24 protein-coding genes and 1 pseudogene are annotated in these 20,930 nt (G+C 74.7%); 14 read left to right on the forward strand and 11 right to left on the reverse strand.

Annotated elements, in window-relative coordinates:
- Positions 1-299 precede the first annotated feature (299 nt).
- Entirely contained in the window at positions 300-668 is a 369-nt protein-coding gene (locus tag ABD324_RS33185; protein WP_344426445.1) for a cupin domain-containing protein, read from the reverse strand.
- Between the two features lie 61 nt (positions 669-729).
- On the opposite strand from ABD324_RS33185, the gene ABD324_RS33190 reads away from it, so the two are divergent.
- A complete protein-coding gene (locus ABD324_RS33190) occupies positions 730-1,188 on the forward strand; it encodes a MarR family winged helix-turn-helix transcriptional regulator (RefSeq protein ID WP_344426448.1) in 459 nt (152 codons plus the stop codon).
- Positions 1,189-1,383: 195 nt separating this feature from the next.
- Here ABD324_RS33190 and ABD324_RS33195 read toward each other — a convergent pair whose 3' ends face one another.
- Positions 1,384-1,989 (reverse strand): alpha/beta hydrolase family protein, encoded by a 606-nt coding sequence (locus ABD324_RS33195; protein WP_344426450.1) that lies wholly within the window; start codon positions 1,987-1,989, stop codon positions 1,384-1,386.
- 72 nt (positions 1,990-2,061) lie between these two features.
- A complete protein-coding gene (locus ABD324_RS33200) occupies positions 2,062-2,874 on the reverse strand; it encodes an SOS response-associated peptidase (RefSeq protein WP_344426452.1) in 813 nt (270 codons plus the stop codon).
- Positions 2,875-2,980: 106 nt separating this feature from the next.
- Between ABD324_RS33200 and aroA the strand changes: the two genes are divergently transcribed.
- From aroA to ABD324_RS33240, 8 genes are all read left to right on the forward strand, one after another.
- On the forward strand, positions 2,981-4,246 hold the full coding sequence (gene aroA / locus ABD324_RS33205; RefSeq protein WP_344426455.1) for a 3-phosphoshikimate 1-carboxyvinyltransferase: 1,266 nt from the start codon (positions 2,981-2,983) through the stop codon (positions 4,244-4,246).
- A complete protein-coding gene (gene rsgA / locus ABD324_RS33210; RefSeq protein WP_344426457.1) occupies positions 4,239-5,252 on the forward strand; it encodes a ribosome small subunit-dependent GTPase A in 1,014 nt (337 codons plus the stop codon). Before aroA ends, rsgA begins: the two co-directional genes overlap by 8 nt.
- A gap of 62 nt (positions 5,253-5,314) precedes the next feature.
- Entirely contained in the window at positions 5,315-6,118 is an 804-nt protein-coding gene (locus ABD324_RS33215; RefSeq protein WP_344426460.1) for an SCO4651 family lipoprotein, read from the forward strand.
- Positions 6,119-6,121: 3 nt separating this feature from the next.
- On the forward strand, positions 6,122-7,540 hold the full coding sequence (locus ABD324_RS33220; protein ID WP_344426463.1) for a protein kinase domain-containing protein: 1,419 nt from the start codon (positions 6,122-6,124) through the stop codon (positions 7,538-7,540).
- A 55-nt stretch (positions 7,541-7,595) separates the two neighbouring features.
- Positions 7,596-8,093 (forward strand): DUF1707 SHOCT-like domain-containing protein, encoded by a 498-nt coding sequence (locus ABD324_RS33225; protein ID WP_344426466.1) that lies wholly within the window; start codon positions 7,596-7,598, stop codon positions 8,091-8,093.
- A complete protein-coding gene (locus ABD324_RS33230) occupies positions 8,090-8,371 on the forward strand; it encodes a hypothetical protein (protein WP_344426469.1) in 282 nt (93 codons plus the stop codon). Before ABD324_RS33225 ends, ABD324_RS33230 begins: the two co-directional genes overlap by 4 nt.
- The gene (locus tag ABD324_RS33235) at positions 8,364-8,636 is read left to right on the forward strand and encodes an SH3-like domain-containing protein (protein ID WP_344426472.1); all 273 of its coding nucleotides are present in this window, start codon (positions 8,364-8,366) and stop codon (positions 8,634-8,636) included. Before ABD324_RS33230 ends, ABD324_RS33235 begins: the two co-directional genes overlap by 8 nt.
- The gene (locus ABD324_RS33240) at positions 8,633-9,220 is read left to right on the forward strand and encodes a nitrile hydratase subunit alpha (RefSeq protein WP_344426475.1); all 588 of its coding nucleotides are present in this window, start codon (positions 8,633-8,635) and stop codon (positions 9,218-9,220) included. The genes ABD324_RS33235 and ABD324_RS33240 overlap by 4 nt, the downstream gene beginning before the upstream one ends.
- A 7-nt stretch (positions 9,221-9,227) precedes the next feature.
- Here the strand turns inward: ABD324_RS33240 and ABD324_RS33245 are convergent, their stop codons facing one another.
- The 4 genes from ABD324_RS33245 to ABD324_RS33260 are packed head-to-tail and all read right to left on the reverse strand — an operon-like array spanning position 9,228 to position 13,291.
- Entirely contained in the window at positions 9,228-10,115 is an 888-nt protein-coding gene (locus ABD324_RS33245) for an enoyl-CoA hydratase-related protein (protein ID WP_344426478.1), read from the reverse strand.
- Positions 10,112-10,906 carry an enoyl-CoA hydratase/isomerase family protein gene (locus ABD324_RS33250; protein WP_344426481.1) on the reverse strand — a complete coding sequence of 265 codons (795 nt, stop codon included), beginning with the start codon at positions 10,904-10,906 and terminating at the stop codon, positions 10,112-10,114. The genes ABD324_RS33245 and ABD324_RS33250 overlap by 4 nt, the downstream gene beginning before the upstream one ends.
- 22 nt (positions 10,907-10,928) lie before the next feature.
- The gene (locus ABD324_RS33255; RefSeq protein WP_344426484.1) at positions 10,929-12,101 is read right to left on the reverse strand and encodes an acyl-CoA dehydrogenase family protein; all 1,173 of its coding nucleotides are present in this window, start codon (positions 12,099-12,101) and stop codon (positions 10,929-10,931) included.
- A complete protein-coding gene (locus ABD324_RS33260; protein WP_344426486.1) occupies positions 12,098-13,291 on the reverse strand; it encodes an acyl-CoA dehydrogenase family protein in 1,194 nt (397 codons plus the stop codon). Before ABD324_RS33260 ends, ABD324_RS33255 begins: the two co-directional genes overlap by 4 nt.
- An 84-nt stretch (positions 13,292-13,375) precedes the next feature.
- Here ABD324_RS33260 and ABD324_RS33265 point away from each other — a divergent pair, with 84 nt between their 5' ends.
- Together ABD324_RS33265 and ABD324_RS33270 are read left to right on the forward strand one after the other, a co-directional pair.
- Positions 13,376-13,990 (forward strand): TetR-type transcription factor C-terminal domain-containing protein, encoded by a 615-nt coding sequence (locus ABD324_RS33265; RefSeq protein ID WP_344426488.1) that lies wholly within the window; start codon positions 13,376-13,378, stop codon positions 13,988-13,990.
- Positions 13,991-14,090: 100 nt separating this feature from the next.
- Positions 14,091-14,876 (forward strand): annotated as a pseudogene (locus ABD324_RS33270) (crotonase/enoyl-CoA hydratase family protein).
- A 67-nt stretch (positions 14,877-14,943) separates the two neighbouring features.
- On the opposite strand, the gene ABD324_RS33275 reads toward ABD324_RS33270, so the two are convergent.
- From ABD324_RS33275 to ABD324_RS33285, 3 genes are all read right to left on the reverse strand, one after another.
- A complete protein-coding gene (locus tag ABD324_RS33275; RefSeq protein ID WP_344426490.1) occupies positions 14,944-15,960 on the reverse strand; it encodes a phosphotransferase in 1,017 nt (338 codons plus the stop codon).
- Between the two features lie 106 nt (positions 15,961-16,066).
- Positions 16,067-16,579: a DUF6912 family protein gene (locus tag ABD324_RS33280; protein WP_344426492.1), complete on the reverse strand. Its 513-nt coding sequence runs from the start codon at positions 16,577-16,579 to the stop codon at positions 16,067-16,069.
- Positions 16,580-16,602: 23 nt separating this feature from the next.
- Complete coding sequence (locus ABD324_RS33285) at positions 16,603-18,006, reverse strand: WS/DGAT/MGAT family O-acyltransferase (protein WP_344426494.1); 1,404 nt, start codon at positions 18,004-18,006, stop codon at positions 16,603-16,605.
- On the opposite strand from ABD324_RS33285, the gene ABD324_RS33290 reads away from it, so the two are divergent.
- From ABD324_RS33290 to ABD324_RS33300, 3 genes are all read left to right on the forward strand, one after another.
- Entirely contained in the window at positions 18,005-18,787 is a 783-nt protein-coding gene (locus ABD324_RS33290) for a TrmH family RNA methyltransferase (RefSeq protein WP_344426497.1), read from the forward strand. The two genes, ABD324_RS33285 and ABD324_RS33290, sit on opposite strands and share 2 nt — an antisense overlap.
- A gap of 115 nt (positions 18,788-18,902) precedes the next feature.
- Positions 18,903-20,123 carry an alpha-hydroxy acid oxidase gene (locus ABD324_RS33295; RefSeq protein WP_344426499.1) on the forward strand — a complete coding sequence of 407 codons (1,221 nt, stop codon included), beginning with the start codon at positions 18,903-18,905 and terminating at the stop codon, positions 20,121-20,123.
- 44 nt (positions 20,124-20,167) lie between these two features.
- Complete coding sequence (locus ABD324_RS33300) at positions 20,168-20,392, forward strand: antitoxin (RefSeq protein ID WP_344426501.1); 225 nt, start codon at positions 20,168-20,170, stop codon at positions 20,390-20,392.
- A gap of 125 nt (positions 20,393-20,517) precedes the next feature.
- On the opposite strand, the gene ABD324_RS33305 is transcribed toward ABD324_RS33300, so the two are convergent.
- Positions 20,518-20,898, reverse strand: coding sequence for an HAD-IA family hydrolase (locus ABD324_RS33305; RefSeq protein WP_344426503.1), 381 nt, complete (start codon positions 20,896-20,898; stop codon positions 20,518-20,520).
- Positions 20,899-20,930: the final 32 nt, after the last annotated feature.

Raw genomic sequence — 20,930 nt, forward strand, 5'->3', positions numbered from 1 at the left:
CCGTGATCGTTCCGAGCGCTACAGCGGAGTTGCGACGGGACCGTGAGGTACCGCTCGCGATGATCAGCTCCGCCGCGGGCCGGTGATCGATCCGAGTGCCACAGCAGAGGTGCCGGCCGCACCGTGAGGTCGCGTTCGCGGCGATCTTCACCGCCGCACGGGCGCGTGATCACCGCGACCGGCACGGCACAGCGGTCGAGTGCGCCGTCGAGTGCCGCTCGCAGCGATCTTCACCGCCGCGCGGGCGTGACCGCTCCCGGTGGTGCAGGGCGGCGGCCGGGACGCACCGCTCGCGGCGGTCAGGCGATCCAGTCGGGGACGCCGCGGTCGGTGCCGTCGGGGAGCACCGCGCGGGCGGTGCCGGGGCCGGTGACCAGCGCGGACAGCCCGGCCTCGGGGTCGGCGACGATCCGGCGCTCCTCCCCCGCCCGCAGCACGGCGGTGTCGCCGGGGCCCAGCGTGCCGAGGGGCTCGACGGTCATGCCGCCCTCCAGCACGGTCCAGACCTGCTCGCCGTCCATCACGTGGGCGGGGCCCTCCTGGCCCGGGCGCATCCGGACCTGCCAGACCGAGTGCGCGGCACCGCCGAGTGTGGGCGAGGCGAGGGTGGTCATCACGGCGTTGGGCGTCTCGTGGGTGCGCCGGGCGGCGCGGCGGACGACGGGCATCGGGACCTCCGGGGTAAGTTAGACAACGTGGTTGTCCAAACCGTAAACCTGGTTGTCGAAAATGTCGAGTGAGCGGCCCGGGTACGCGCTGCCCCTGCTCCTGCTCGCGGGCTTCCAGAGCCTGGTCGACGCACTGCACGCCGAGCTCGCCGAGCAGGGCCATCCCGAGGCGCGACCGATGCACGGCTTCGCCCTCCAGGCCGTCGGCGCCGGCACCACGGCCGCCGAGCTGGGCCGGCGCCTGGGCGTGAGCAAACAGGCCGCGGCCAAGACGATCGCCGGGCTGGAGGCGGCGGGCTACGTGCGACGGGCCCCGGACGCCGCGGACGCCCGCCGGATCCTGGTCCGCCCCACCGACCGTGGCCGCGACATGCTCACCCGCTCCGCCGAGATCTTCGACGCCCTGCGCGCAGGCTGGGCGGCCGACCTCGGCGAGGACGTCGTCCGCACCCTGGAGGACGCGCTGTCCCGGGTCGCCGGCCCACCCCGCCTCGACGCCCCGTCCTGGTTCACCCGCTGACCGCGCTGCGCCGCAGGCCGGTCGTACCCGTGGCGACCGCTCATGATCGCCAGGAGTGCCGATCCGCGGCCGCTGGTGGCCGACATCCCGCGATGACGGCGATCATGAAGCGACGGGATCGCTACCACCTGGTGGTGGTGCCCAGCGCGAGCGGCGTGACGCACCACCTGTTGTGGCGGCGCTGACCCGGCCGGATCAGGGCAGCTGCCGGGCGAGCCACTCCCCCACCGACCTCTCGACGGCGGGGAGGTCCTTCTTCAGCGAGTGGTCACCCGGCAGCACCACGACCTCGCAGCCGGGCGCGGGCGGTGGGCACCCGAACGGATCGCGGTCGCCCTGGATGACCAGCACCGGCACCGCGACGCCGTCGATCTCCGCCCGCCGGTGCTTCTCGGGCCTGCCCGGCGGGTGCTCGGGGAAGGCCAGGCAGACGACGCCGGCGGCCTCGCCCTCGCCGGCGCACCGGCAGGCCACGCGGGCCCCGGAGCTGCGGCCGCCGAAGAACAGCGGGAGCCCGGCGAGCTCGGCCTCCCGCAGCGCCGCGACGACGGCGAGCCAGGCGGTGTCGAGCTGCCCGGCCGGGGCGGGCGCGCGACGGCCGGCGACCCGGTAGGGCTGCTCGGACAGCACGACGTGCAGACCGGCCTCGCGCGCCGCCCGGGTGGCGGCCTTCAGGTCGGGCGCCTCGACCCCACCGCCGGCACCGTGCCCGAGGACCAGCGCCCCTCGGGCGTGTTCGACGAGATGGAGGTGGACCCGGGCCGGCCCGTGCGGCGTCCCGATCTCCCGCGACTCACCCACCCGCCACCACTCCCGCGAGTCGGCACTTCCGGGAGCCCGAAACACACGCCTGCGACGTCCGCGGGAGCTTGGTCACGACAGCAGGTCGAGCTGGATCGGCTCCTCGACCTGCGAGGGATCGATCGGCGCCAGCAGCTCCACGCTGTTGTTCTTCACCGAGTTGACCTTGTCCGACACCGGGACGATCTCCATCGTCTGCACGAGCTCCGCCGAGGGCGGCACGAGCCAGCGCAGGACCTCCTCGTCCTTCCCGTCCGTGTCCGGGTCGAGCCACGCGTCCCACGCCGCCTGCGGCAGGACGAGCGGCATCCGGTCGTGCACCTGGGCGAGCGGGCCGACGGCCTCCGTGGTGAGCACCGTGGCCGTGACCAGGCCGTTCGGGAACTTCTCGAGCAGCTCACCCTCCTTGGGCCGCCAGTACTCCCAGAGACCGGCCATCGCGAGCGAGGCGCCGTCCTGGTAATGCGTGTAGTACGGCTGCTTGCTCGCCTTGTGGTCCTTGGTGGCGGCGCGGCGCTGCCACTCGTACCAGCCGTCGGCGGGGAGCAGGCAGCGGCGGGCGGCCAGGGCGCGGCGGAAGGCGGGCTTCTCGCCCGCGGTCTCGCTGCGCGCGTTGATCATCCGGGCGCCGGCGGAGGGGTCCTTGGCCCAGCTCGGCACGAGCCCCCAGCGGACGAGCCGCAGGCTGCGCTCGGTGATGTCCGGGTCCGGTGTGCCCTCCTCGTCTCGCGGATGGCGCGCCACCACGGCGATGACGTCCCGCGTGGGCGCGACGTTGTAGTCCGGCTGCTTCGGCTCGCCGGCCTTCTCGGTCACCGCGTCGACGGCCCGGAACTCCTCGGCCAGGTCCGTCGGCGCCTTCGTCGAGGCATACCTCCCGCACATGGCCCCATCGTGGCACGCACCCCCGACAGCCAGCACGATCGGCGTTTCGGCGATCGGGGGCGGCGCCGGGTCGGGGACCGGGGCCCGATGGGGAATCATGGGGGCCGTGACCGGCCTCTACTCCGCACCCACCGCCTCCGGGCCCGTGCGCGGGACCGTGTCCGTGCCCGGGTCGAAGTCCGTGACCAACCGCGCGCTGCTGCTGTCGGCGCTGGCCGCGGGCAGCTCGACCGTCCACGGTGTCCCCGCGACGCGCGACTCCGCGCTGATGATCGGCGCCCTGCGCTCGCTGGGGGTGGCCGTGGCGGTCGAGGGCGAGACCGTGCGGATCGAGGGCGGCACCCTGACCGGCGGCGGCGCCGTGGACTGCGGCCTGGCCGGGACCGTGATGCGGTTCGTCCCGCCCGCCGCCGCGCTGGCCGACGGTGCGGTGATCTTCGACGGCGACCCCCACGCCCGCGAGCGCCCCATGGCCACGGTCCTCGACGCGCTGCGGGCGCTCGGCGCGGTGGTCGACGGCGACCGGCTCCCCTTCGTCCTGCACGGCACCGGTGGTCTCACCGGCGGCACGGTGACCATCGACGCGTCGGCGTCGTCGCAGTTCGTGTCGGGTCTGCTGCTCTCCGGGGCGCGCTACGACAAGGGCCTCACGGTCCACCACGACGGCAAGCCCGTCCCGAGCCTCCCCCACATCGACATGACGGTCGCGATGCTGCGCGAGGCGGGCGTCGTCGTCCACGATCACGAGCCGGACACCTGGCACGTCGAGCCCGGGCCGATCACCGCCCGGACCTGGGCGGTCGAGCCCGACCTCTCCAACGCGTCGGTGTTCCTGGCCGCCGCCGCGGCGACCGGCGGCGAGGTGACGGTCGCGGGCTGGCCGGCGGAGTCCACGCAGCCCGGCAGCGAGATCCTGGAGGTCTTGGCCCGGATGGGCGCGACGGTCGAGGCACGCCCCGAGGGCATGACGGTGCGTGGCCCGGCCCGGCTGCACGGCCTCGACGTCGACCTCCACGAGGCGTCCGAGCTCACCCCCACGGTCGCGGCGCTGGCCGCGCTCGCGGACTCCCCCAGCGTGATCCGCGGCGTCGCGCACATCCGCGGCCACGAGACGGACCGGATCCGGGCCCTGGCCACGGAGCTGGCCGCCGTCGGTGCGGCGGTCGACGAGACCGAGGACGGCCTGGCGATCCGCCCGGCCGCGCTCGCCGCGACCGACCGGCCGTGGGGCGCCTACGCCGACCACCGGATGGCGACGGCGGGGGCGATCGTCGGGCTCGTGGTCGGCGGCGTGACGATCGACGACATCGCCTGCACCTCCAAGACGATCCCCGACTTCCCCGGCCGGTGGGCCCGGCTGCTCGATGCCTAGGGAGTACGACGAGTCCGACGTCCGGATCCGCCCCGGCCGGCGCGGTTCCCGGCCGCGCACCAAGCGCCGCCCGGACCACGCCGACGCCCGGGAGGCCATGGTCACCGTGGTCGACCGGGGTCGCTGGACCTGCGCCCCGGACGCGGACGCCGAGCTCCCGCCCGTCACCGCCATGCGCGCCCGCGAGCTGGGCCGCACGCCGATCGTCGTCGGGGACCGGGTGGGGCTCGCCGGCGACGTCTCGGGCGCGCCGGACACCCTCGCCCGGATCGTGCGGGTCGAGGAGCGGCGCAGCATCCTGCGGCGCACCGCGGACGACACCGACCCCTTCGAACGGCTGGTGGTCGCCAACGCGGACCAGCTGGTGATCGTCACGGCGCTGGCCGATCCGGAGCCGCGCGAGGGCTTCGTGGACCGCTGCCTGGTCGCCGCGTTCGCGGGCGGGCTCACGCCGGTGCTGTGCCTGACCAAGGCCGACCTCACCGATCCCGCCCCCTTCGCCGCCCTCTACGCCGAGCTGGAGTTCCCCGTCGTCGTGACCCGGGACGGGCAGCCGGGCGAGCTCGCCGCGCTGCTGCGCGGGAAGGTGTCCGCACTGGTCGGACACTCCGGCGTCGGCAAGTCCACACTGGTCAACGCCCTGGTACCGGATGCGGACCAGCGCATCGGGCGGGTCTCGGGGGTCGGCAAGGGACGGCACACGACGACGGCAGCGCTCGCGCTGCCGATCGAGGGCGGCTGGGTCGTGGACACCCCGGGCGTCCGGTCGTTCGGGCTCGCGCACGTGACCCCGACGGAGGTCGTCGCCGCCTTCGAGGACCTCGCCGCGGCCATCGAGGACTGCCCGCGCGGGTGCGGGCACTTCGGGCCGCCCGCCGACCCGGAATGCGCGCTCGACGCGCTCGTCACCGCGGGTCAGCTGCGGTCGGAACGGCTCGCCGCACTACGCCGCGTGCTCGTCGCACTGCGCGCCGCAGCCCCCGGCGCGGCGCCCGCCGAGCGCTAGCCTCGGCGCTTCGCCCGCAGGGTCCCGGAGACGGGCGGCGGGCGGCTCACGAGGGAGTCACCGTGTCCGCAGCCGGGCGTGGACCGATCGCGGTCCTGGTCGCCGTCCTGGGTGTCGTCCTGGTCGTCTCCGGGTGCGCCCGGGGCAACTCGGAGGGCGCCGGCGCCGCGAGCCCCGGCCTGCCCAAGTACTACTCGGCCGCGGACCTGCTCACCGTGGTCGCCGCCCGGCAGCGGGCCGACCGCACCGCGGTGCTGCGGCTGTCCGGGCGGGTCGACGGGCCTTCGGGGCCCACCACCCTGGGCGGCGACGGCAGCCTGCGGATCGAGCCCACCGGCGGCGTCTCGGCGCAGTTCACGCAGACCCTCACCGCGCCCGGGGGCACCCCGCAGACCGCGAGGTTCGTGGTGACGGGCAGCGGCCAGGTGTTCCGGGACACGGGCGGTTCCTGGACCCGGGTGGACCACGCGAGCACGGGCACCCCGGACAAGACCCTCGCGACCACCGCGGCGAACGTCGCCGACACGGCGGACCCCACCGCCAACCTCGCCCGGTACTCCGACGCGGCCCTGATCGCGGACGCGGTGGACCAGCCCGTCGACGGGGTGGCCGCGGTGCGGTACCTCGTGGTCGTCGACCTGGTGCGGGCCGCCGACCTGCAGACGGACCCGATCATCAAGGCCGAGCTGCGCAGCCAGGTCGACGGCGGGCTCACCCGGATCTCCTCGACCCTGTGGGTGGACGCGGCGAACCGCCCGCTGCGCAGCGAGAACCGCCAGGCCCTGCCGGGCATCGGGACGCTCACGCTCACCGCGGACTACCGGGACTGGGGAGCACCCGTCTCGATCGCGGCACCTAGTCTGTAGCCCGTGCCCGATCCCCGCACCCTCGGCGGCTTCACGCTGACCCGGTTGCTCGGCGAGGGCGGGATGGGCCGGGTCTACCTGGGCCGCAACCGCGCCGGCGTCCAGGCCGCCGTCAAGGTGGTGCGCGCGGACCTCGCGGGCGATCCCGAGTTCCGGGCCCGGTTCGGCCACGAGATCGAGGCCGCCACCCGCGTCCGCAGCCCGTACACCGCGGCCCTGCTCGCCGCCGACGCCGCGGCCGACCCGCCCTGGATGGCCACCGAGTACGTGCCCGCGCCGTCGCTGCGGGACGCGGTGTCGCTGCACGGGCCGATGCCGCCCGAGCAGGTGCGGCTGCTCGGCGTCGGGCTGGCGGACGCGCTGGCCGCGATCCACGCGGCCGGGATCGTGCACCGCGACCTCAAGCCCGCCAACGTCCTGCTCGGCCCGGACGGGCCGCGGGTGATCGACTTCGGGATCGCCCGCGCGGCCGACGCGACGATGCTGACCCGCACCGGCGCCGTCGTCGGGACGCCGGGGTTCATCGCGCCCGAGCAGATCACCCACGCCCGCTCGGCCCCGCCGGGCGACGTCTTCGCCCTCGGTGGGGTGCTCGCCTACGCGGCGACGGGGCGCCCGCCCTTCGGCACCGGGGACGTCAACGCCCTGCTCTACCGGACCGTGCACGCCGAACCGGACCTCGCGGGCGTCCCGGAACCGCTCGCCGGGATCGTCCGCCGCTGCCTCGACCGGGATCCCGAGCGCCGCCCGTCGACCGCGGAGGTGCGGGCGGCCCTCTCGGCCGGGCCCGAGGACCGCCCGGGCGCCGGCTGGCTGCCCGCGACCCTCACACCCACCCCCACGCGGCCGGTGGTCCGCGAACCGCGCTGGCGGGTGCTCGCCGCGGCCGTCGGCGTCCTGGTCGTGCTCGCGCTGGCGGGCGGGGTGAGCTACCTCGCGTTGCGGCCCACGAGCAGCCCGGACCCCACACCGACGGCGGCGCCCCCGGTCACCTCGGCCACCACCGCGCCGCCCACCACGACCACCACGACCACCACCGCGCCTCCCACGACCTCCGACGTCCAGGTCGCCACCGAGGCCACCGGCTTCTCCAGCCCCAGCGGCAACATCGCCTGCTACCTGTCGCCCAACTCCGTGCGCTGCGACATCGCCCAGGCCACCTGGGACCCGAGCACGGTGCCGAACCGCCCGGCGGGCTGCCAGGGCGTGTGGGGGGACGCGCTGGAGGTCACCGGATCGGACCGGCCGGACTTCGTGTGCCACGGCGACACCGTGTTCGGCACCGGCCCGATCCTCGACTACGGCCGCTCGCTGCGCGTCGGCGACGTGACCTGCGCCAGCCGGCAGACCGGCGTCGAGTGCCGGGTGGGCGCGAGCGGGCACGGTTTCTCCCTCTCGCGCACTACGTACCAGTTCTTCTAGCCCTCGGGGCCCTTCCGCGCCCGCAGCGGCCGGACCGGGTCGCATAATGCCTCCTATGACGGTGGGAGACGGGCAGCTTCGGATCGGGACCGCCGAGCGGGAGTCCGCGTCGAGAGCGCTGAACACGCATCTCGAGGAGGGGCGGCTCGGGGTCGAGGAGTACGCGGACCGCTCCGCGAAGGCGGCCGTCGCGACCACGGCCGCCGAGCTGACCGAGCTGTTCACGGACCTGCCGGCGCCGCACCCGTCGCTGCCCGGGTCGCGCAACACGGCCACCCTCGCGACCGCCGCGAACACGCAGCCGTCCGTCACCGAGACCGCCGCGCCCGCCCGGTTCTCGGGCTGGGGCACGCGGATCGCCGCCTCCAGCCCGATCCTCGCCCTGGTGCTGTTCGTCGCGCTCAACAGCGTGCACTTCCCCTACGCCTGGCTGGCGTTCCTGCTGATCCCGCTGGTCGGCGCGATGGGGTTCTCGCGGGAGCGGCAGGAGGCCCGGGAGCGGGAGCGCGAGCAGCGCCGGATCCTGCGCGACCGGGACCGCAGAGAGCGATGAGTCGCATCAACGACGTCGGGGGGATGACGGGGTTCCCACCCATCGACGAGGAGCCGGACGAACCCCGCTTCCACGAGGACTGGGAGGCGCACGTCTTCGCGCTGAACGGCGCGTTGATCAAGCACGGGGTGTACAACCTGGACGAGTTCCGCGACGCCCAGGAGCGTCTCGGGGTCGGCGAGTACCTGGCCGCCTCGTACTACGAGCGCTGGTTCGCCGCGATCCGGATGCTGCTGGTGGAGAAGGGCGTCGCGCGGCCGGAGGAGCTCCGTGCCTGACCGCTACGCGCCGGGCGACCGCGTCCGCACCCGCACGACCGACGTCGACGGCCACACCCGCCTGCCCCGCTACGCCCGCGGCGCCGTCGGGGTGATCGTGGAGCCCGCGGGCCGCCATCCCCTGGCCGACGAGCGGGCCCGCGGCCGGGCCTGCGAGCCCCGGACCGTGTACCACGTGCGGTTCGCCGCGAGCGAGCTGTTCGGCAGCGGGGAGCACAGCGTCGTGGTGGAGCTGTGGGAGGACTACCTGGAGGAGGCCTCGTGACCGGCCACGCGAGCTCGCGGATCTCGGCCGACGTGCGGCACGTCGAGTCCCTCCTGGAGGCCCGCGGCCTGCTCGACCCCGGCGAGATCGACGCCCGGATCGACGAGTTCGCGGCCGGTGGCACCCCGGCCAACGGGGCCCGGATCGTCGCCCACGCCTGGGCCGACGCGGGCTTCACCGAGCGCCTGCTCGCCGACGCGAACGAGGCGATCCGCGAGGTCGGGCTCTCGATGGCCGGCGGGATCCAGGAGCAGCGGCTCAAGGTCGTCGCGAACTCCGAGAGCGAGCACCACGTCGTCGTCTGCACGTTGTGCTCGTGCTATCCCGTGGCGCTGCTCGGGCCCTCCCCCACCTGGTACAAGAGCGAGGCCTACCGCTCGCGGGTGGTCCGGGACCCGCGCGGCGTGCTGCGCGAGTTCGGGCTCGAACTGCCGGAGACGACCGCGATCTCGGTGTGGGACGCCAGCGCCGAGTCCCGCTACCTGGTCCTCCCCCGCCGCCCCGCGGGGACCGCGGGGCTGGCGGAGGCGGAGCTGGCGGCACTGGTCACGCGCAAGGGCCTGATCGGCACCGCCTCGGTCTGAGGGCCGTCTAGTCGGCCTTGGTGCCGGGCCAGGGATCGACGACGTCCGGGTAGTCCGCCGAGACGGTGTTCGGGAAGGCCGGCGGGCGCTTCTCCAGGAACGACGTCACGCCCTCGGCCGCGTCGGCGCCCCGGCCGAGCCGGTCGATGAGCGCCGAGTCCACCCGGTGCGCCTCCCACGGGGAGTCCGCGCCGAGCATCGACCACAGCATCTGTTTGCTCAGCGCCACCGACACCGCGGAGGTGTTGTCCGCGATCTCCCGGGCGAGCGCGTAGGCCGCGGGGAGCAGCTCGTCCGGCGGGAGGACCCGCGACACGAGCCGGCCCGCGAGCGCCTCGGCCGCGTCGAACACCCGACCGGTGGCGACCCACTCCATCGCCTGCGCGATACCCACGATCCGCGGCAGGAACCAGCTCGACGCCGCCTCCGGCACCAGCCCGCGCCGCGCGAACACGAACCCGAACCGGGCCGTCTCCGAGGCCAGCCGGATGTCCATGGGCAGGGTCATCGTGGCACCGACGCCCACCGCCGGACCGTTGATCGCCCCGATCACGGGCTTGCGGCACGAGGCCGTGGCCAGCGACGCCACGCCGCCGCCGTCCCGCGGCGCACCGCCGACCGTCCCGATCTCGGCACGCTCGGCCTTCCGCACCGGATCGTCGAGGTCGAAGGTCGACGCGCCGCGCTGCAGGTCCGCGCCCGCGCAGAACCCGCGCCCCCGACCCGTCACGACGACGGCGCGCACCGCGTCGTCCGCGTCGGCGGCCCCGTAGGCGGCCACCAGCTCGCGCATCATCACCGACGTGAAGGCGTTGAGCCGGTCCGGCCGGTCCAGGGTGATCGTCGCGACGCCGTCGGCGACCTCGTAGGCGATCTCCGTGAAGGTCTCGCTCATCCGACGTTCCACCCGCCCGTGAACTCCGGATCGCGCTTCTCCAGGAAGGCCTCGAACGCCGCCGGCGCGTCGGATCCCGCGAAGTTGACCGACTGTGCCCGCGCCTCGCTCTCCAGCGCCTCGCGGAAGCTGCGTCCGGCGTTCTCGTGGAGCAGCGCCTTGGTCTGCGCCATCGCCACCGGCGCGCCCGCGGCGAGGGTCTTCGTCAGCTCGGCGACGTGGGCGTCGATCGTCCCGGGCTCGACGACGGTCGTCACCAGCCCGAGGCGCTCGGCCTCCTCCGCCCCGATGATCTCGGCGAGCAGCGCCAGCCGCTTCGCCTGCTGCATGCCGACGAGCCGGGGCAGCAGCCACGAGCCGCCGAAGTCCAGCGAGAGACCGCGCCGGGCGAAGATCTGGGAGAACCGCGCGTCCCGCTCGGCGATCACCAGATCGCAGCCCAGCGCCAGGTTCCAGCCCGCGCCGACCGCGACCCCCCGCACCTTCGCGACGGTCGGCACGGACAGGTCGTGCAGCGCGAAGGCGGCCTCGTTGATCATACGCATGCCGGGCAGCGGATGCTCGCCGAGCAGGCCGCCGGACAGGTCGGCACCGGCGCAGAAGTCGCCGCCCGCCCCCTGCACGACGACGGTGCGGACCTCGCGGTCGTGGTCGGCGGCACGGAACGCCTCCCGCAGGCCCGTCCAGACCTCCGCGTTCGCGGCGTTCTTGCGGTCGGGTCGGTTGATCGTCACCGTGAGGACGCCGTCCGCCACGTCGGTGAGGACGGGCTCCTCGGGGTCGTCGGTCATGCCTGCCTCTCGTCGTCGCGAGTCAGATGCCCAGCCGGTCGGCCAGCCGCGCGCGGTCCCGCGCCGGCGAGCCGAACAGCAGCTCCGTGCTCTTGGCACGTTTGTAGTACAGGTGCGCGTCGTGCTCCCAGGTGTAGCCGATGCCCCCGTGATACTGGACACAGGCCGTCGCGGCCCGGAAGTACGCCGGGCCGAGGAGGGCGGCCGCCAGCGCGGAGGCGACCGGGAGCTCGCCCGGCTCCTCGTCGGCGGCCCAGGCCGCGTACCGCACCACGGACAGGGCCATCTCCCACTCCGAGTGCACGTCCGCCAGTCCGTGCTTGACCGCCTGGTAGGAGCCGATCACGCGGCCGAACTGCATCCGGACCTTCGCGTACTCCGTCGCCATCTCGAGGACGCGGCCGAGCCCGCCCAGCTGCTCGGCCGCGAGCGCGACCGTCGCCAGATCCGCGACGCGGGCCAGGGCCGCGACCGGATCGGCGGACTCCAGCCGGACGGCCGGGGTTCCGTCGAAGGTGAGCGCGACCAGACCGCGCGTGGGATCGAGCGTGGTCAGCGTGGTCGTGGTCAGCGTGGTCGTGGTCAGCGTGGTCGTGGTCAGCGTGGTCGGGGCGGTCGCGGTCGGGGCGGTCGCGGTCGGGGCGGTCGCGGTCGGGGCGGTCGCGGTCGGGGCGGTCGCGGAGTCGACGCGGAACCATCCCGGGCCGTCCGGGGTGGTGGCGACCACGAGGTACACGTCGGCCGGGAGCACCGGGATCTTGCGGCCGTGCAGGGTCCAGGTGTCGCCGTCGCGGGTGGCTCTGGTGGCTCCCGGGCCCCACGGGCTGCCGGGCTCGGCCACCGCGACGCCCGCCGTCCGCTCCCCGGACACCAGTGCCGGGAGCAGCTCGCGGCGCGCGGCCTCGTCGTCGAGCGCCAGCAGGGCGTCCGTGGCCAGCACCGCCGAGCCGAGGAAGGGCACCGGGGCGAGGGACCGGCCGATCTCCTCGGCGACGACGGCCCGCTCGACGTGCCCCGCCCCGGCGCCGCCGTACTCCTCGGGCACGACGAGACCCAGCACGTCCAGGGCGGCGAGCCGCCGCCAGCGATCGCCGTCGACCGCGCCCAGGTGGTCGCGGACGCGGGAGTGGTCGTCGAGCAGGTCACGGACGGCGGCGCGCAGCGCCTCCTGCTCCTCGGTGAGCACGAGCCTCACTGCTGAGCCGCCTTCCCCTGGGTCCCGACCCTCAGCTCGCGGAACGGCACATCGCGGTCCACCGAGGGCTCCTTGGGCAGCCCGAGGATCCGCTCGCCGATGATCCCGCGCTGGATCTCGTTGGTGCCGCCGGCGATGCTCGCCGACGGCGCGGAGGTGATACCCAGCGCGACCTCGTCGCCGCGGGCGTCGTCCGGCGCCCACGCGACCGTGCCGGTGCCCGCGATCTCCCCGACCGTCTCGATCGCGAGGCGGGCGAGCATCGCGCCGGCGAGCTTGCCCACGGAGCCGCGCGCCCCGGGCGACCGGCCCGCGGCGGCCTCCTCGCGCAGCCGGGCGTTGAACAGCTCCAGCGCGCGTTCGTGCACGTAGAGCTCGGCGAGCCGCTCTCGCACGCCGGGATCGCCGGCCCGCCCGAGCCGCTGCGCGGTGGCCACGGCGGCGGTGAAGTCGAGCGGGTTGCTCTTCGCGCGGCGGCGCGCCCCGATCGTCACGCGCTCGTGCCCCAGCATCGTGACGGCGGCGTGCCACCCGCCGTTGACCTGGCCGATCACGGCGTCGGCGGGGATCCGGACGCCGTCGAAGAAGATCTCGTTGAAGGGGCTGCGGCCGGACATGTCCCGCAGCGGCCGGACGGTGACGCCCGGGGCGTGCATGTCGAGCACGAACATCGTCAGCCCGGCGTGCTTCGGCCGGTCGGGATCGGTGCGGGCGAGCAGGGCGCCGTAGGCGGCCCACTGGGCGTTCGTCGTCCACACCTTCTGGCCGTCGACGATCCACTCGTCTCCCGCGAGGACCGCACGCGTCTGCAGCCCGGCGACGTCCGATCCCGCGCCCGGCTCGGAGAACAGCTGGCACCAGATCTCCTCGCCGCGCAGCAGCGGCGGCAGGTAGCGGGCGCGCTGCTCGTCCGTCCCCAGGTCGACGAGCGTGGGCCCGCACATGCCCGTCCCGATCAGGAAGGGGTAGGTGGGCAGCTCGTACTCGGCGGCCTCGGAGTCGAAGACCTGCTGGTACTCGGGCCCGAGGCCCTGCCCGCCGGCCTCCTTCGGCCAGGTCAGGCCGGCGTACCCGGCGTCGTGGAGGGCGGCCTGGAAGGACTTCGCCGCGTCGAGGTCCGCTCCGGGCGCCGGCGCGTGCTCCCGCAACCAGGCCCGCAGCTCGTCACGGAAGCCCGTGGTCCCGCTCATCGCCACCTCCGTGCTCGCCGCGAACGATCAATCGTTAAGTTAGCACCGGGCACGGCCGGCCACGCGGGCACTACGCTGACGTGCGTGAGCACGGCTGTGGACGGTGGAGCGATCCCGCGGGGCGGGGGTCGGGAGGCGATCGCGGCCGCGGCGCGCGAGGTGTTCCACGAGCGCGGCTACCACGGCGCGTCCATCCGGGACATCGCCGGCCGCGCCGGGCTGTCGCTCTCCGCGCTCTACTACTGGCACCCCAGCAAGCAGGACCTGCTCGCCGCACTGATCGAGGAGCACACCCTCGAGTACTTCCGGCGCTGCGACGAGGCGCTGGCGGACATCCCGCTGACCGACTCGACCGCACGGCTGGCGGCGCTGGTCAGGGCCACCGTCGTGTACCGGGTGGAACAGCAGGTCGAGAGCAACATCTCGGCCCGCGAGTGGCGCAACCTCGAGGCCGGGCAGGGCGAGCGGCTCGAGGGCCTGCGCACGAAGGCCAGCACGATCTGGGCGGACATCGTCGACGAGGGGGTGCGGCTCGGGACGTTCCGCTGCCCGCACCCGGCGGACGCGCGGCGGGCCGCCCAGGCCGCCTGCAACGCGATCGCGCAGTGGTACCGGCCGGACGGCACGCTCTCCGCCGAGGACCTCGTCGAGCGCTACACCCTGATCGTCATGCGGATCGTCGACGCCGAGCCCGCGTAGCCGACGCCGCCTCCTTGCGTCCTGAACGATCGTTCGACACGGTGGTGTCCTGTCGACGGGAGGAAGCCGCGTGCGGGTCACGGTCGGGATCGCGGACGGGGTGGCGGACGTCCGCCTGGCCCGGCCGGAGAAGCGCAACGCCCTGGATCCGGCGATGTTCGAGGCCCTGGTCCGCACCGGCGAGGCGCTGCGCACCGAACCGGGCCTGCGGGCGGTGGTGCTGTCCGGGGAGGGCCCGGACTTCTGCGCCGGCCTCGACCTGGGCGCCATGGCCGCGCTGGCCGGCGGCGAGCGTCCGTCCGCCTGGGTCGGCCTGCCACCGACCGACGGTCCGGCGCAGGCCACCGGGCAGCGCGCCGCCCACGTCTGGGCCGAGCTGCCGGTCCCGGTGATCGCCGCGATCACGGGCAACGCGCTGGGCGGCGGCCTGTAGATCGCGCTCGGCGCGGACATCCGGATCGTGGCGCCGGACGCCCGGCTCAGCGTCCGGGAGATCCACTGGGGGCTGATCCCGGACATGACCGGCACCCAGCTCCTCCCCGGCCTGGTCGGCCGCGACCATGCCAAGGAGCTGACCTTCACCGGCCGCGTGCTCTCCGGCACCGAGGCCGTCGCCCTCGGCCTGGCCACCCGCACCGCCGACGACCCCCGCACCGCCGCCCTCGCCCTGGCCCACGAGATCGCCACCCGCAGCCCCGACGCGATCCGCGCCGCCAAGCGTCTCCTCGACCGGGCCGGCACCGTCGCCCTGGCCGAGGGTCTCGCCGCCGAACAGCAGGAGATCGGTGCCCTCATCGGCACCCCGAACCAGTCCGAAGCCGTCCGCGCGGGCCTCGAGCACCGCACCCCTGCCTATACCGACCCGGTGGGCGGCAGTACCCCGTAGCAGGACGGAAGGGGCAGCCACGACCCCGGGTGGGAGCGTGGAGCAGGGCCGCAGCGCTGCTCCGCGGTCACCGGGGCCGGGGCGGGGGCTCCCGCTCGGCGAGGGCCCGGTCGGCCAGGGGTCGGTAGCGGTCGGGATGGACCTCCGCCATCGCGAGGAGCCAGGCGAGCCCCTCGAGCTCCCGCGCCCGGCGGAAGGGGGCGAACTGCTCGGGGGTGGGGAGGGGACGGCCGGACTCCGCGGCCCAGGCGGCGAGGGCCCGTCGGGCGGGGGTCCCGACGACAGGGGTCCCGACGACAGGGGGCTCGACAGGCGTGCGCTCGTCGGGCCTCCGATCGGCGGGTTCCCGCTCGGCAGACGTCCGGTCGGCAGGCGTCCGGTCGGCAGGGGGTCCGGGTGGGTCCCGATCCGGTGCGGGGTTCCGGCCGGTCCGATCCGGACCGAACCGGCTGCCCGCGAGGGTCGCGAGGTCCCACTCCGGCGGACCCAGGGAGGTCTCCTCCAGGTCCGTCCACAACGGACCCCTCGGCGTGAGCAGCAGGTTGCCGGCGTGGGCGTCGCCGTGCAGGACAACGGGTTCGGAGCCCCGGAGCTCGGCCAGCACCGCGGCGTGTTCCTCCCGCAGCCAGGCCGGCGCCCCCGGCACACGCTCGAGGGCCTCGGCGGTCTGCCGGTCCGCCGCGGCGAGCCAGGGCAGGCCGGGGACCCCCGCCGCCGCGGCGTGGAGCCGGGCCAGCGCGCGCCCGGCCGTCTCGGGATCGGGCCGGTCGGGCAGGATCTCGACGTACTCCCACAGCGTGAGCACGTAGCCGCCGGCCCGGTGGGGGCCGGCCTCGGCCAGCGGGGCGACGACGGGCCCACCCCGCCGCGCCACCCGTGTCGCGACGGCGAGCTCCCGCGCCAGCCACTCCTCGGGATGGCGCCGGGTGTGTGCCGTCAGGGTCGCGACGCGCGCCACCACGGCACCGAAGCGCACGAGCAGGTTGCCCCGTTCGGAGAGGACCTCCGGCTCTCCGGCCAGGCCCAGCCGTCCGGCGACCTCGACGGCCGCCGCGAGCCCCTCGGCCCGGATCCGCGCGAACACCGGTCCAGCCTCCCGCGGGTAGCCGGACGTCGTCGACCGGAATGGTCGACTCGGACCACCGAGGGCCCGGCTGGGGGCCGAGGCCCTGCGACTCGCGGGGGTGGGGTTACAGGTCGCCGAGGTCGACCAGGAAGGAGACCTCCTCGGGGGAGTACCAGGACAGCTCCTGGTCCTCCGCCTCCCCGACCAGGAACTCCGCGTCGAGGTCGCCGAGGTCGGCCTTGTCCACCGCGCCCGCCGCCTCGCGGACGGCGTGTTCGGCCTCCTCGGTGTCCACGTGCACCGCCGCGATCGCGCTCATCGGGACCGGGCCCGTGATCCGGACCGCGCCGTCGTCGAGATCCGGGCGGAGCTTGACGTCCTCGAGGTCCGCCGCCACCACCACCCGCCGCGCCGGCACCTGGTCCTCGCCGAGCCCGAACTCGACGGCGAGCAGCCGCAGCGACGCCCGGGCCGCCTCGCTCATCGCCGCGTACTCGAGCTCCTCGTCGTCCCCGGTGACGTAGGACTCGCGCAGTTTCGGGGTCAGCGCGAACGCCGTGCCGCCGATCGGGTCGAACTTGCCCGTCTTGACCAGCCGCCGCAGCATCGGCCAGGTCCCGGGGAGGTAGATACGCATCGCTCTTCCCTCTCTGCCGTTTCCTACCGGCCCGCGGCCAGCAGTTCGTCCAGCGCTTCGTCGACCAGGCCGGCGAGGACGTCGACGTCCGGCATGCCGTCCCGGTCGCCGTTGAAGCCGTAGTACACCCCGCCGTCGTAGCTGGTCAGGCCGATGGCGAGCGCCTGGCCCTTCGCCAGCGGGACGACCGGGAACATCTCCAGCATGCGCGCACCGGCGGCGTAGAGGGGGAACTGCGGGCCGGGGACGTTCGTCACCACGAGGTTGAAGATCCGCCGCGACATCCCGCTCGCGGCCCGCGCGCCCAGCGCGTGCAGGGTCGGCGGGGCGAAGCCGCCGATCCGGACCAGGGTGTCCGCGCCGACGTTCTGCCCGGACGAGGTGTGCTCGCGCATGGCGTGCGTCACGTGGTGCAGCCGCACGAGCGGGCTCGGCTCCCCCACCGGCAGGTCCACCAGGAACGACGACACCCGGTTGCCGAGCGACCCGACCGAGCTCGGCACGTCCGCCTCGCCGCGCACGGACATCGGCACCATCGCGCGCACCGACGCCCCGGACGTCACCGGTTCGCCGCGGCTGAGCAGCCAGTTCCGCAGGGCGCCGGACACCACGGAGAGGACGACGTCGTTGACCGAGCAGCCGTGCGCCGCGCGGATCCGCCGGTAGTCCTCCAGGTCCGAGCGCGCGATCGCGAACCGGCGCTGGGTGGAGATGTCGACGTTGAGCGGGGTGCCCGGCGCGGGCCGGGACGCCGTGCGCGCCATGGTGAACAGCTTGCCGGCGACGCCCGCCATCTTGGTCGCGATCGCCATCGCGTCCCCCGCGGCGACGCGCACGTTGTCCGCGATCTCGCCGGGCCGGGAGATGGTCTCGCCGATCGCCTCGACCACGAGCCGGGCGTCCGACGGCTCGGGCCGCGGCATCCAGACCTCGTCCGAGCCGGGCCGGCCCTCGGGCGAGACGTCGAGGATCACCTGGGACAGGTCGATCGCGGAGATCCCGTCGATCATCGCCTGGTGCGTCTTGGTGACGACGGCGATCCGGTCCCCCGACAGCCCCTCGACCAGGTACATCTCCCACAGCGGGCGGGTGTGGTCGAGCGGGCGCGACATCAGCCGGGCGACCAGCTCGCACAGCTGCTCGTCCGTCCCCGGGCGCGGGAGCGCGGAGCGGCGCACGTGGTAGGCGGTGTCGAAGTCCGTGTCGTCCACCCACACCGGGCGGGCGAGGTTGCCGGGCACGTACCGGACCTTCTGCCGGTAGCGCGGCACCAGCGAGATCCGCTGGTCCACGAGCTCGACGAGCCGCTCGTAGTCCAGGCCCTCGGGCCGGCGCTCGACGACGGCCACCCCGCCGACGTGCATGGGCGTCGTGGCCTGTTCGAGATACAGGAAGGACGCGTCGAGCGCGGAGAGCCGGGGCGGCATGCGTCAGATCCTACGTGCGAGGCTTCCGGGCGTGACTGTCTCACCCAAGGACGCCTTCATCACCGTCTACGGGCGCAAACCCGTGCTGGAGGCGCTCGACGACGAGTCCCTCGAGGTCGACAAGGTGATCGTCGCCGAGGGCACCCGCGGGGACTCGGTGCGCGAGATCGAGCAGGCCGCGCGCCGCCGGGGCGTGCCGGTGCAGCGGGCGAGCGCCCACCGGGTGAAGGTGCTGGCCGGCAACGGGCGGCACGACCAGGGCGTTCTCGCGGACGTGGTCGCCCCGCGGATGGCACCCGTGTCGGTGTTCGTGTCCGATCTGGGGAGCCGGCGGCCGGCCGCGGTGCTGGTGCTCGACCGCGTGACCAACCCGTCGAACGTCGGGATGATCCTGCGGACGGCCACGGGTGCCGGCCTCGACGGCGTCCTCCTGCCGCGGCGCGGGGTCCCCGCGATCGACCCGCTGGTGATCAAGGCCTCCGCCGGAGTCGCGTTCTCGGCGCCGGTGCTGCGCTCCGGGACGGCCGAGGAGGGTCTGGCCGCGCTCAAGGGGGCCGGCTTCGGGATCTACGGCCTCGACATGGGCGGGTCCTCGCTGCTCGACGCGGAGCTGCCACCCCGGGTCGCGCTCGTCCTGGGCAACGAGACGGACGGCCTCTCCCCCGAGGTCCGCCCACTCCTCGACGGCACCCTGGCGATCCCACTCATGGGCGGCGTCGAGTCCCTCAACGTCGCGTCCGCCGCAGCGGTCGCCGCGTACGAACTCCACCGCCGCCGCTGACTTTCCGCCCCCATTTCCGCATTATGGAGCCACAACTGTCGTTTCGGGCAGGCTGAACGACAGTTGTGGCTCCATAACGCCGACGGGGTGAGTGAGCGGGGGTTAACCTCCGGGGATGGTCGATCGTCGGTTGCCCCGGATCAGTGAGCTCCGACCCCTGCTGCAGCCCGCGCCCTTCGTGCGGGACGGGGTCGAGCGGCGGCTGCGGCGGGCCGCGTCGATCGCCGACCTGCGGGCCATCGCCCGGCGCCGCACCCCCCGCGCCGTCTTCGACTACACCGACGGCGCCGCGGACGGCGAGCTCTCGCTGAGCCGCGCGCGGGGAGCCTGGTCGCGCGTCGAGTTCTCGCCGACGGTGCTGCGCGACGTCAGCACCGTCGACCTCGGCCGGGACATCCTCGGCGCCCGCTCCGCGCTGCCGTTCGCCTTCGCGCCCACCGGGTTCACCCGCATGATGGGCACCGAGGGCGAGCCCGCCGTCGCGTCCGTCGCGGCGGAGGTCGGCATCCCGTACACGTTGTCCACCATGGGAACCACCACGATCGAGGAGGTCGCCGCGGCGGCCCCCACCGGCCGGAACTGGTTCCAGCTCTACCTCTGGCGCGACCGCTCGTTCGCCAAGGACCTCGTGCAGCGCGCCCAGGCCGCCGGCTACGACACCCTGATGCTGACGGTCGACACCCCCGTCGGCGGGAACCGCCGCCGGGACGTCCACAACGGCCTGTCCATCCCGCCGGCCCTGACCCTGCGCACCTTCCTCGACGGCGCCCGCCACCCGAACTGGTGGTTCGACCTGCTCACCACCGCACCGCTCACCTTCGCCACCCTCGAGTCGACCGAGGGCACCGTCGCCGAGCTGATCAACCGGGTCTTCGATCCGGCCCTGACCATGGACGACGTCGACTGGCTGCGCGGTGTCTGGCCCGGCAAGCTGGTGATCAAGGGGATCCAGAACGTCGCGGACACCCGCCGGGTCGTCGACGCCGGTGCGGACGGGGTGCTCCTGTCCAACCACGGCGGGCGCCAGCTCGACCGCGCCCCGGTGCCCGCGGAGCTGATCGAGCCGACGGTGCAGGAGATCGGCGACTCCGCGGAGGTCCTGGTGGACACCGGGATCATGCACGGCGCCGACGTCGTCGCGGCGATCGCGCTGGGTGCGCGGGCCGCGCTGGTGGGGCGCGCCTACCTGTACGGGCTGATGGCGGGGGGACGCGCGGGCGTCGCCAAGGCGGTGGAGATCCTCACCGGCGAGGTCACGCGGACCCTGCAGCTCATCGGCGTGACGGCCGTCGACGACCTCCGCCCGGAGCACGCGCGCCTTCGCCCGAACGGGTGAGCCCGGGGTGGCGCCGCGGCGGCCGAGAGTCCACAGTGACGCACATGGGATTCCTGGACAAGGCAAAAGAGCTGATCGGCCAGCACGACGACAAGGTCGACCAGGGCCTCGACAAGGCCGGTGAGTTCGCCAAGGGCAAGTTCGCCGGCCACGACGAGCACATCGACAAGGCCGTCGACTTCGCGCAGGAGAAGACCGGGGAGGGTGACACCACCGCCCCGCCGCCCCCCGCGCCCGAGGGCGAGCAGCCTCCGCCCCCGCCCGCGTGACCCCGTGACGGGAATGTCCCTTCCGGGGCATCTCCTGTCCCACCCTGCGGCGTCGCCCCACTCGGGGCGGCGCCGTCGGTGTGTCAGCCGGTGTTTCAGCCGTCGACGGGTCAGCCGTCGGCGGGTCAGCCGTCGGTGGGTGGCCAGTCGAACAGGATCGCGAGCTCGCGCAGCGTGGACACCGGATCCGTGTGCCGGACGCCGACGGCTCCCGCGGCGGCGGCGCCCCGCACGTTGACCGGTGAGTCGTCGACCACCACGCACTCCTGCGGCGCGAGTCCGAGCCGCTCCGCCGTACGGCGGAAGGCCTCCGGATCCGGCTTGCGGGCGCCCGTGGAGCCCCCGAGCACCACGGCGTCGAAGAGGCCGCGATACTCGTCCGGCACCGCATGGGCGTCGGAGAGCAGCGCGGTGCGCAGCCCGGCGGCCCGCGCACGGGCGGGCAGCGCGAGCATCTCCGGCCCGTCGGTCAGGACGCCGCCGTAGTCGAGGATGAGCCCGCGCACGACTCCACGCTAGTGCGTCGTCCGGCAGCGTC

The sequence above is a fragment of the Pseudonocardia ailaonensis genome (assembly GCF_039531635.1).
Lineage (GTDB): Bacteria > Actinomycetota > Actinomycetes > Mycobacteriales > Pseudonocardiaceae > Pseudonocardia > Pseudonocardia ailaonensis.

What these genes read in the sequence shown, in the direction of transcription:
- ABD324_RS33260 (WP_344426486.1), bottom strand. Translation starts at nt 13,291, where the DNA reads ATGAGCGGGACCACGGGCTTCCGTGACGAGCTGCGGGCCTGGTTGCGG.
- rsgA (WP_344426457.1), top strand. Translation starts at nt 4,239, where the DNA reads ATGCCTAGGGAGTACGACGAGTCCGACGTCCGGATCCGCCCCGGCCGG.
- ABD324_RS33245 (WP_344426478.1), bottom strand. Translation starts at nt 10,115, where the DNA reads ATGAGCGAGACCTTCACGGAGATCGCCTACGAGGTCGCCGACGGCGTC.
- ABD324_RS33185 (WP_344426445.1), bottom strand. Translation starts at nt 668, where the DNA reads ATGCCCGTCGTCCGCCGCGCCGCCCGGCGCACCCACGAGACGCCCAAC.
- ABD324_RS33190 (WP_344426448.1), top strand. Translation starts at nt 730, where the DNA reads ATGTCGAGTGAGCGGCCCGGGTACGCGCTGCCCCTGCTCCTGCTCGCG.
- ABD324_RS33280 (WP_344426492.1), bottom strand. Translation starts at nt 16,579, where the DNA reads ATGCGTATCTACCTCCCCGGGACCTGGCCGATGCTGCGGCGGCTGGTC.
- ABD324_RS33295 (WP_344426499.1), top strand. Translation starts at nt 18,903, where the DNA reads ATGGTCGATCGTCGGTTGCCCCGGATCAGTGAGCTCCGACCCCTGCTG.
- ABD324_RS33290 (WP_344426497.1), top strand. Translation starts at nt 18,005, where the DNA reads ATGCGTCAGATCCTACGTGCGAGGCTTCCGGGCGTGACTGTCTCACCC.
- ABD324_RS33285 (WP_344426494.1), bottom strand. Translation starts at nt 18,006, where the DNA reads ATGCCGCCCCGGCTCTCCGCGCTCGACGCGTCCTTCCTGTATCTCGAA.
- ABD324_RS33250 (WP_344426481.1), bottom strand. Translation starts at nt 10,906, where the DNA reads ATGACCGACGACCCCGAGGAGCCCGTCCTCACCGACGTGGCGGACGGC.
- ABD324_RS33300 (WP_344426501.1), top strand. Translation starts at nt 20,168, where the DNA reads ATGGGATTCCTGGACAAGGCAAAAGAGCTGATCGGCCAGCACGACGAC.
- ABD324_RS33200 (WP_344426452.1), bottom strand. Translation starts at nt 2,874, where the DNA reads ATGTGCGGGAGGTATGCCTCGACGAAGGCGCCGACGGACCTGGCCGAG.
- ABD324_RS33225 (WP_344426466.1), top strand. Translation starts at nt 7,596, where the DNA reads ATGACGGTGGGAGACGGGCAGCTTCGGATCGGGACCGCCGAGCGGGAG.
- ABD324_RS33230 (WP_344426469.1), top strand. Translation starts at nt 8,090, where the DNA reads ATGAGTCGCATCAACGACGTCGGGGGGATGACGGGGTTCCCACCCATC.